The sequence below is a fragment of the Solicola agrisoli genome (assembly GCF_049059935.1).
In the GTDB taxonomy this organism is placed as follows: domain Bacteria; phylum Actinomycetota; class Actinomycetes; order Propionibacteriales; family Nocardioidaceae; genus JAURVT01.
The window spans coordinates 26,375-35,464 of record NZ_JBMGQR010000044.1 but is presented as its reverse complement, the minus strand read 5'-3'; the positions used below and the strand labels follow the sequence as shown (position 1 = coordinate 35,464).

At 71.9% G+C, this 9,090-nt stretch carries 10 protein-coding genes; 5 read left to right on the top strand and 5 right to left on the bottom strand.

Going from position 1 to position 9,090, the window contains the following annotated elements; translation table 11 throughout:
- Positions 1–822: phosphatase PAP2 family protein (locus ACI6PP_RS15145; RefSeq protein WP_421112440.1), on the top strand; the 822-nt coding region annotated here is incomplete at its 5' end.
- Between the two features lie 120 nt (positions 823–942).
- Here ACI6PP_RS15145 and ACI6PP_RS15140 read toward each other — a convergent pair.
- From ACI6PP_RS15140 to dnaA, 5 genes are all read right to left on the bottom strand, one after another.
- Positions 943–1,515: a DciA family protein gene (locus ACI6PP_RS15140; RefSeq protein ID WP_421112439.1), complete on the bottom strand. Its 573-nt coding sequence runs from the start codon at positions 1,513–1,515 to the stop codon at positions 943–945.
- Positions 1,508–2,644: a DNA replication/repair protein RecF gene (recF, locus tag ACI6PP_RS15135; protein WP_421112438.1), complete on the bottom strand. Its 1,137-nt coding sequence runs from the start codon at positions 2,642–2,644 to the stop codon at positions 1,508–1,510. Before recF ends, ACI6PP_RS15140 begins: the two co-directional genes overlap by 8 nt.
- A gap of 7 nt (positions 2,645–2,651) precedes the next feature.
- A complete protein-coding gene (gene gnd, locus ACI6PP_RS15130; protein WP_421112437.1) occupies positions 2,652–3,551 on the bottom strand; it encodes a phosphogluconate dehydrogenase (NAD(+)-dependent, decarboxylating) in 900 nt (299 codons plus the stop codon).
- Between the two features lie 51 nt (positions 3,552–3,602).
- Positions 3,603–4,745 (bottom strand): DNA polymerase III subunit beta, encoded by a 1,143-nt coding sequence (dnaN, locus tag ACI6PP_RS15125; RefSeq protein ID WP_421112436.1) that lies wholly within the window; start codon positions 4,743–4,745, stop codon positions 3,603–3,605.
- A 375-nt stretch (positions 4,746–5,120) separates the two neighbouring features.
- Positions 5,121–6,797, bottom strand: a complete 1,677-nt coding sequence (gene dnaA / locus ACI6PP_RS15120) for a chromosomal replication initiator protein DnaA (protein WP_421112435.1) — start codon at positions 6,795–6,797, stop codon at positions 5,121–5,123.
- 441 nt (positions 6,798–7,238) lie between these two features.
- On the opposite strand from dnaA, the gene rpmH reads away from it, so the two are divergent.
- Genes rpmH through yidC form a run of 4 tightly spaced genes read left to right on the top strand, consistent with a single transcriptional unit; the run spans position 7,239 to position 9,087 of the window.
- Positions 7,239–7,376: a 50S ribosomal protein L34 gene (rpmH, locus tag ACI6PP_RS15115; RefSeq protein ID WP_421112434.1), complete on the top strand. Its 138-nt coding sequence runs from the start codon at positions 7,239–7,241 to the stop codon at positions 7,374–7,376.
- A gap of 6 nt (positions 7,377–7,382) precedes the next feature.
- Positions 7,383–7,751, top strand: a complete 369-nt coding sequence (gene rnpA / locus ACI6PP_RS15110) for a ribonuclease P protein component (RefSeq protein ID WP_421112433.1) — start codon at positions 7,383–7,385, stop codon at positions 7,749–7,751.
- On the top strand, positions 7,748–8,062 hold the full coding sequence (gene yidD / locus ACI6PP_RS15105; protein WP_421112432.1) for a membrane protein insertion efficiency factor YidD: 315 nt from the start codon (positions 7,748–7,750) through the stop codon (positions 8,060–8,062). Before rnpA ends, yidD begins: the two co-directional genes overlap by 4 nt.
- Positions 8,062–9,087, top strand: a complete 1,026-nt coding sequence (yidC, locus tag ACI6PP_RS15100; protein WP_421112431.1) for a membrane protein insertase YidC — start codon at positions 8,062–8,064, stop codon at positions 9,085–9,087. Before yidD ends, yidC begins: the two co-directional genes overlap by 1 nt.
- Positions 9,088–9,090 lie beyond the last annotated feature (3 nt).

The following is a 9,090-nucleotide window of genomic DNA, read 5'->3' as shown; positions in this document are numbered from 1 at the left end:
AGCCCGGAGCCGCGGTCGCACGGAGGGTGGGCGGTGCTCGCGTGGGCCGTCGCGACCGTCCTGGCCGCGGTCGTCGCCCTCGGCGTGGTGGCGCAGGAGGCCCTCACCACCCGGTCGGGCCAGGAGCTCGACCAGAGCGCGATGGAGTCGGTCTACGCGCGCGAGGACGCCGTCGGCCAGCTGCTGAGCGTGCTCGGATACATCTCGATCGGGACGACAGCGCTCGCGCTGCTGGTCTGCGTGGGCCTGGCCCTCGTGCGCCACCGCTACGCCGCCGCGGGCGCCGCCGTCACCGTCGTCGCCGGCGCGAACGTCACCACCCAGGCGCTGAAGAACTACGTGCTCGACCGGCCCGACTTCGGCAACCTCACGCTGAACAGCCTGCCGAGCGGCCACACCACCGTGGTCACCTCGATCGTGCTGGCCGCCCTGCTCGTCGCACCCCGCTCGCTGCGGCTCGCCGTCGCCGGGCTCGGCACGGGCGCCGTGACGTTCACCGGCGCGTCCACGATCGTCGCCGGCTGGCACCGTCCGAGCGACGTGCTCGCGGCGCTGGCCGTCAGCCTGGCCTGGGGGTCGGCGGCGGTCGTCGCCCTCACGGTGCGTCGCCGCGCCGGCTTCTCGCGCGACGGCGTCGCCGTCTCGACCGTCTCGCTCCTCGGCACGCTGGTCGCCGGCGCGGTCCTGGTCGTCCTCGGCGTGCGCCCGCTGGGCGGCTGGACCGGCTTCGGCGACGCCGCCGTCGTGCTCGGCGTCGTCGGCCTCGCGTGCTCGGTCGTCGTCGCGTGGTTCGCGCGGCTCGCGTCCGTGCACGCCGCCTGACCGCGATCCGCCGATCCACGGCTGTCGGTCCGTCGGTCCCTGCGACCACGTCCGCACGGATCGCCGGACGGGTAGGCGCCGATCGGCGGACCGGTGCGCGCGGATCGGCGGACGGCGGGTCTAGCCGTAGGTGTCGCGGGGCCCGCGGCCCTTGACGCGGCGTGAGCCACGCTTCCACGAGGGGGCCTGGGGGCCCTGGACCTTGATGCGGGTGACCGAGCCGTCGCCGAGCTGGTCGTTCAGGCGCCGGACGACGGTGGACGCGAGCAGGCTCATCTGGGTGGCCCAGGCGGTGGAGTCGGCCTGGACGACGAGCTCGCCGTCGTTGAGGTGCTGGGGCTTGCAGTGCTGGGCGATCTCGGCGCCGACGATCTGGTCCCACCGCGCGAACAACGCGTGCACGCGGACGTCCTTGGCCCAGCCGTGCTCGGCGACCAGGCGCGCCATCGTCGAGTCGAGCAGCTGGGGGTCGCGGTCGTCGGGGTGGGAGCCGGACGCGGACGGGTCGACGCGCCGTCGTCGCCTGGGGGCCGGCGACTTACGGGCGGCCGGGCGCTTGTTGGTCGGGTCCCCGTAGGCGCGGGCGATGCTGCGGGCGAGGTCGAGGCCGTCGGTGCGGTGCTCCTCCTCGGCCGCGGGCGGCGAGGGGGCGTCGTCGGCCGCGGGACGGTCGGCGTCGGGCTCGTCAGGCACGTTCCACCGTCCCCTCGTGCACGTGGAAGCGCACGCCCGACAGGCCTGCCGGGACGTCCTCGGCGACGGCCGCGGTGACGAGGACCTGCTCGGCGCCGGCGACGCGGGCGGCCAGGTGGGTGCGGCGGTCGCGGTCGAGCTCGGCGAAGACGTCGTCGAGGACGAGCACGGGGTCGTCGCCGTCGTCGTGGAGCAGGTCGTACGACGCCAGGCGCAGCGCGAGCGCGAACGACCACGACTCGCCGTGGCTGGCGTAGCCCTTGGCGGGGAGGTCGCCGACCGTCAGGACGAGGTCGTCGCGGTGCGGGCCCACCAGGCTGACGCCGCGGTCGAGCTCGTCGGAGCGACGCGCGCGCACCGCCTCGACCAGCGCCACGCGCAGCGCCTCGCGGTCCGGTGACTCCGGTGGCAGCTCGATCGACGACTTGTACGTGCAGGTCGCGGCGGTGCGTCCGGGCGAGGCGGACGTCGCCACGTCCAGGTACGCCGAGGCGACGTACGGGGAGATCGACGCCACCAGCTCGAGACGTGCCGACAGCAGCTCGGCCCCGGTGCGCGTCAGGTGCTCGTCCCAGACGTCGAGCGTGGCCAGGGCACCCTCGGTGTCGGAGCGACGGGCGCGACCGGCCGTCTTGAGCAGGGTGTTGCGCTGGCGCAGGATGCGGTCGTAGTCGGCCTTGACGCCGGCGAAGCGCGGGTTGCGCAGCACCAGCAGCGCGTCGAGGAACCGACGCCGGTCCGACGGGTCGCCCTTGACGAGCGCGAGGTCCTCGGGCGAGAACACCACCGACCGCAGCCAGCCCAGGACGTCGCGCGCCCGCGGCAGGGCGGACCGGTTGACCCGTGCGCGGTTCGCCTTGCCCGGCACGATCTCGACCTCGAGCAGCGCCGACCGCTCGTCGCGCTCCACGCGTGCGCGCACCACGGCGCGCTCGGCGCCGGCGCGCACCAGCGGCTGGTCGGACGCCACCCGGTGCGAGCCGAGCGTGGCCAGGTAGTCGATCGCCTCGACGAGGTTGGTCTTGCCCTGGCCGTTGGCGCCCACGAAGCAGGTGGCACCGGGGCCGAGCTCGAGCTCGACCATCTCGTAGGAGCGGAAGTCCGCCAGCGACAGGTGCGTGACGTGCACGCGCGCCCTACTCCTGGGACTGCTTGGGCGGCACGCCCGCCTTGACCGCGTGGCCGCCGAACTGCTGGCGCATCGCGGCGACCGCCTTCATCGCCGGCGACTCGTCTTGGCGCGAGGAGAAGCGGGCGAACAGCGAGGCGGCGATGGCGTGCATCGGGACGGCGTGGTCGATCGCGGCCTCGACGGTCCAGCGGCCCTCGCCGGAGTCGTCGGCCCAGCCGGCGATCTGCGACAGGCCCGGGTCGTCCTCCATGGCGACGACGAGCAGGTCGAGCAGCCAGGAGCGGACGACGGTGCCCTCGCGCCAGGAGTCGAAGACCGCGGTGACGTTGTCGACGAGCTCGGCCTTCTCGAGCAGCTCGAAGCCCTCGGCGTAGGCCTGCATCATCGCGTACTCGATGCCGTTGTGGACCATCTTGGAGAAGTGGCCGGCGCCCACGCGCCCGGCGTGCACGAATCCCGAGTCGCCCGGGGGACGCAGAGCGTCGAACGCGGGCTGCACCTTGGCGATGTCGTCGGCGCTGCCGCCGGCCATCAGCGCGTAGCCGTTCTCCAGGCCCCAGACGCCTCCGGAGACGCCGCAGTCGACGAAGCCGATGCCCTTCTCGGACAGCTCGGCGTGGTGGCGCTCGTCGTCGGTCCAGCGGGAGTTGCCGCCGTCGACGACGACGTCGCCCTCGCCGAGCAGCTCGCCGAGCGCCTCGACGGTGGTGCGCGTGATCTCGCCGGCGGGCACCATCACCCAGACCACCTTGGGCGAGGGCAGCGCCTCGACGAGCGCCTCGAGCGACTCCACGTCGGTGACGTCGGGGTTGCGGTCGTAGCCCGTGACCTCGACGCCGCCCGCGCGCAGACGCTCGCGCATGTTGCCGCCCATCTTGCCCAGGCCGATCAGTCCGAGGTGCATGTGCGTCTCCTTCGGTGGGGCCCGCGGGCCGGAGTGGGGGTGATCGGCAGGTCAGCCCTGGAGGCGGACCGGCATGATCAGGTAGCGGAACGCGAGGTCGGGGTCGGCACCGATCTCGCTGACGCCGGCGAGCGCGGCCGGGCGGGTGTGCTGCGTGAAGGCCAGGTGGACGACGGGCTCGCCCATCACCGTCAGGCCCTCGAGCAGGTACTGGGGGTTGAAGCCGATCGAGATGTCGTCGCCGTCGACCGTCGCCTCGATGGTCTCGGACGCCTGCGCCTCGTCGCCGCTGCCGGCCTCAAGCAGCAGCTGGCCGGCGCTGAAGCTCAGCCGGACGGGCGTGTTGCGCTCGGCGACCAGGCTGACGCGACGCACGGAGTCGATCAGGTCCTGCGTCTGCACGTAGGCCGTGGTCTGCGACTCGGCCTGGAACAGCTGGCGGACGCGGGGGAACTCGCCCTCGAGCAGCCGCGTGGTGGTGCGGCGCGTGCCCCCGGCGACCTGACCCTCGAAGCCGATGATGCCGTCGCCGTGCTCGGGGGTGCCGATGGCGATAGTGACGTCCGAGCTCGCGGCGAACGACTTGGCCGTCTCAGACAGCACGCGTGCGGGCACCAGCGCGTTGGCGGACGCCTCGCCGGCCTCGGGGTACCACTGCACGTCGCGCAGGCTGGCGCGGAAGCGGTCGGTGGCCATCAGGGAGATCGACGAGCCGTCGATCTCGAGCCGGACGCCGGTGAGCAGCGGGAGCATGTCGTCGCGACCGGCCGCGGCCACGGCCTGGTTCACCGCGGTGGCGAACACGCCGGACGACACCGTGCCCGACGCGCCGGGCATGCCGGGCAGCTGCGGGTACTCCTCGACGGGCATCGTCTGCAGGCTGAACCGGGCACCGCCGCACACGACCGACACCTTGGCGCCGTCGAGGGTGATGTCGACCGGCTTGCTGGGCAGGCTCTTGCAGATGTCGGCGAGCAGGCGACCCGACACCAGGGCGCGGCCCTCGTCGGCGATCTCGGCCTCGAGGGTGGCGCGGGCGGAGGTCTCGTAGTCGAACCCCGACAGGCGCAGGCCGTCGGCGTCGGCCTCCACGAGCAGGCCCGCGAGCACCGGGACGCTGGGACGCGTGGGCAGGCTGCGCGCGGTCCAGGCGACGGCGTCGGCCAGGGTGTCGCGTTCGATGCGGAACTTCACGGCGCGGTGCCTCCCGGGGGTGCCTGAAACGACAGGGCCCGCGTCGTCGCGGGTGTCGGGGGCCACCCTACTCAGAGCCGGCGTGGGCCGATATCCCCAGGTCGGGCGGTCGAGGTCTTGTCGTTCAGCCTTCCCGTCAACTGTTCTAGGAGTGTCCGTAGGTGCTGTGGATCCTGGGGACGGAGGCCGTCGGTGCAGGTCAGCGGCTGTCCCCAGCGGTGGACAGCGTGTGGATGTCGCCGGGACGTACCCCGTGCGTCCGTGGACGGACGACGGCCGTCCACCGACCGTTCACCGCCGCACGTCGGTCGTGGACAGGGTGACCGGGGTTTGTGCACACGTCCGTCCCCAGCTGGGGAACCACAGGGTCCGGTGTCAGCGGCCCTGACGGGCCTGCTGCTTGATCCGGTTGGTGAGCTCGGTGACCTGGTTGAACACGTTGCGACGCTCGGCCATCAGCGTGCGGATCTTGCGCTCGGCGTGCATGACGGTGGTGTGGTCGCGTCCGCCGAACTGCTGGCCGATCTTGGGCAGCGACATCTCGGTGAGCTCGCGGCACAGGTACATGGCGATCTGCCGGGCCTGCACCAGGCCGCGGCTGCGGTTCGTGCCGCACAGGTCGTCGATGGAGTACTCGGAGTAGGCCGAGGTCTGCGCGATGATCATCGCCGCGGTGATCTCGGGCTCGCCGCCCTCGGGCAGCAGGTCCTTGAGGACGATCTCGGCCAGCTGCAGGTCGACGGGCTGGTGGTTGAGGCTGGCGAACGCGGTGGCGCGGATGAGGGCGCCCTCCAGCTCGCGGATGTTGGTCTGGATCTTGCTCGCGATGAAGCTGAGCACGTCGTCGGGCGCCGTCAGCTTCTCGAGCGTCGCCTTCTTGCGCAGGATCGCGATGCGCGTCTCGAGGTCGGGCGGCTGGACGTCGGTGGTCAGGCCCCACTCGAACCGGCTGCGCAGACGGTCCTCGAGCTGCTCGAACCCGCGCGGCGGCCGGTCGGACGTGATGACGATCTGCTTGTTGGCGTTGTGCAGCGTGTTGAAGGTGTGGAAGAACTCCTCCTGCGTCTGGATCTTCCCCTCCAGGAACTGGATGTCGTCGATCAGCAGGACGTCGACCTCGCGGTAGCGACGCTGGAAGCCGGCGGCGCGGTCGTCGCGGATCGCGTTGATGAAGTCGTTGGTGAACTCCTCGCTGCTCACGTACCGCACCCGCGCGCCGGCGTAGAGGCTGCGCACGTAGTGGCCGATGGCGTGCAGCAGGTGCGTCTTGCCCAGCCCGGAGTCGCCGTAGATCATCAGCGGGTTGTAGGCCCGGCCCGGTGCTTCCGCGACGGCGACCGCCGCCGCGTGCGCGAAGCGGTTGGACGAGCCGATGACGAACGTCTCGAACAGGTAGCGCGGGTTGAGGCGCGCGTCGGCCACGCTGTTGGGCGGCCGGGTGGCTCCCTGGGGTGCCGTCGGCGAGAACGCGGTGCTCGCCTCGTTGCCGAACACGGCGGGGTCGCCGATGTGTCGCCCGCCGCCGGGCTGCGAGTCTCCGCCGTTGCCGTCGGCATAGCGATTTGTCGACAAGTCGTCGAGTCGCCTGCTGTCGTCGAACGTGCGCTCGGTGTAGCCGCCGTCGCGGCGCTCACCGGGTGCGCCGACGCGCTCGGCGTCCGGGGCGGGCAGCGGGGCCGGGCCGGACTCCCCGCCGCCGTCGGTGCGGTGGCCGAGGTCGCGCCGGTCAACCGCGTCGGCGCGCGGCAGGTCGAGGTCGAGGTGCGCGTCGATCGTCACCGCGAGGTTGATCGACCGCTTCAGCCGGTCGGAGAAGGCGTCCTCGAGCTGCGAGCGCAGCCGGGTCTCGAGCTGGGCCCGGGTGAAGTCGTTGGGCACGGCGACAATGAGGGTGCTGCCGTGGAGCGTGAGCGGACGGGCGGTGCTCACCCAGGCGCGCGAGCCGGCGGGCAGGGTCTCGGTGATCTCGAGCCACGCCTGTGCGAGCTCGGGGTCCGTCCCGGGGTCGGTGTCGTGGTGGCCGTCCCGGCCGTCCTGCGTCGGATCGCTCACGCGGTCCCCTCTCTGCGCGGACCGTCGGTCCACATTGTTTTCCACATGCTGTGCATGAACGCACGACCACCGGTGACCGTCGTTCCTCGCCCGAGATACCGGGGATCTCGATGACGAGCATCCCTGTGGACAACGCACCGAACCCGGCCGACGCTAACAGCCGCCCGCAGGCGCATCAATCGGTTGTCCACAATCCCGGGACGCCCCGGGACGGTCGTTCGGCCGACGCGCGGGCGGCGTGGGTGGTGGACCGGAGGCGGGTCGTGTTGTAGTGCGGTTTGACCGGCCGGACGGGCGCCCCGTACCGTGGTGCGGTCGAGGTCTACTCGACTCCTGCCGCATGCCCGCGCAGCCCGGCCGCCTCTGGCGTGCCTGTTGGCGGGCGGGCGGTGGAATCGAGTCCGAGACCGTCCGTGGACCACCAGATCAGGAGTCTTCCCCGTGAGCAAGCGCACCTTCCAGCCGAACAACCGCCGTCGCAGCAAGAAGCACGGCTTCCGGCTGCGCATGCGCACCCGTGCGGGCCGCGCCATCCTCGCCGCGCGCCGCACCAAGGGTCGCGCGAAGCTGTCGGCCTGATCCCACGTGCTGCCCCCGGCCGTGCGGATGCGCGACGGGCGTGAGTTCGGCTCCACCCGTCGTCGTGGCCGTCGTGCCGGGACGTCGAGCCTGGTCGTCCACCTGGCGGTGGTCGACGTCAGGGGCTCCGACGTACCCTCGCGGGAGGTGGGCTTGGTCACCGGTCGGTCCGTGGGGCCGGCGGTGACGCGCAACCGCGTCAAGCGCCGCCTGCGCCACCTGGTCGCCGACCGATTGGACACCCTGCCCATGGGCACCCGCCTCGTCGTGCGCGCGTTGCCGCCGTCGGCGACGCGCTCGTTCGACGAGCTGGCGCGCGACCTCGACGGTGCCCTGGCACGCGCGCAGCGCCCTCGCGAGGACACGGCCCGATGAGGTCGCTGCTCGTGCTGGCCCTGCGCGGCTACCGCTACGCGATCAGCCCGCTGTACGGCCAGGTCTGCCGGTACCACCCGAGCTGCTCGGCCTACGCGCTCGACGCCGTCCAGACCCACGGGGCCGCCCGCGGCAGCTGGCTCGCGGCCCGCCGCGTCGGCCGCTGCCACCCCTGGGCCGAGGGCGGCGTCGACTACGTGCCCGGGTCGGACGCCGAGCGTCGCTACCTCGAGCAGCAGGGCGAGACGCCCGCCGCACCACGACTTCTCACCAACGAGGCGGCCCTGGTCGCCGGGAACCAAGGAGCCTGATGCTGGACGCACTCTCGTCACTGGGCCACGGGATCATGACGCCGCTGTACTACGCGGTGTCGGCCGTGATGCTCGCGTGGCACTGGATCTTCACGACCATCGGCCTGCCCGAGGACTCGGGCTGGACGTGGGCGCTGTCGATCATCGGTCTCACGGTCACCATCCGCGCCCTGCTGATCCCGCTGTTCGTCAAGCAGATCAAGAGCAGCCGCAACATGCAGCTGCTGCAGCCCAAGATCAAGGAGCTGCAGAAGAAGTACGGCCACGACCGCGAGCGGATGGCCCAGGAGCAGATGAAGCTGTTCAAGGACGCGGGCACCAACCCGTTCGCGTCCTGCCTGCCGCTGCTGCTGCAGATGCCGGTGTTCTTCGCGCTGTTCCGGCTGATCGACCACGCGGCCGTCCGCCAGCAGGCCGAGGGCTTCCTCACCACCACCCAGGCCGTCTCGATCGCCGAGGCCCAGCTGCTGGGCGTCCGGATCGGTGACCGCTTCTCCGGCGGCGGTGGCGTCTTCGAGCTCGGTGACTCGACGATCAACGTCAAGATCATCACCGCGACGCTGGTGGTGCTGATGTGCATCACCACCTTCATGACCCAGCGCCAGCTGATGACCAAGAACATGCCGGCCGAGGCGATGAGCGGTCAGTACGCCCAGCAGCAGAAGCTCCTGCTCTACGTGCTCCCCTTCGTCTTCGCCATCGGCGGCGTGGCCTTCCCGGTCGGCGTGCTGCTGTACTGGACGACCTCGAACACCTGGACCATGGGCCAGCAGTTCTACGTGATCCGCAACAACCCGGCCCCGGGCACGCCCGCGTTCAAGGCCAAGCAGGAGCGCGACGCCAAGCGCGGCAAGACCGTCGCCGAGGACCCGGTCGAGAAGGCCAAGGCGCAGGCCGAGGCCGAGAAGCAGGCCGAGGAGGCCAAGGCGCTGCGTCAGCAGCCCAAGAAGCAGACGCGCAACCAGCGCAAGAAGAACGCCGGAGGCGCCCGCCCGGGTGCCCAGCAACGAGCCAAGAAGAAGTGAGCG

Coding starts and splice junctions, on each gene's coding strand:
- gnd (WP_421112437.1), bottom strand. CDS start 3,551: ATGCACCTCGGACTGATCGGCCTGGGCAAGATGGGCGGCAACATGCGC.
- yidD (WP_421112432.1), top strand. CDS start 7,748: ATGAGGTCGCTGCTCGTGCTGGCCCTGCGCGGCTACCGCTACGCGATC.
- yidC (WP_421112431.1), top strand. CDS start 8,062: ATGCTGGACGCACTCTCGTCACTGGGCCACGGGATCATGACGCCGCTG.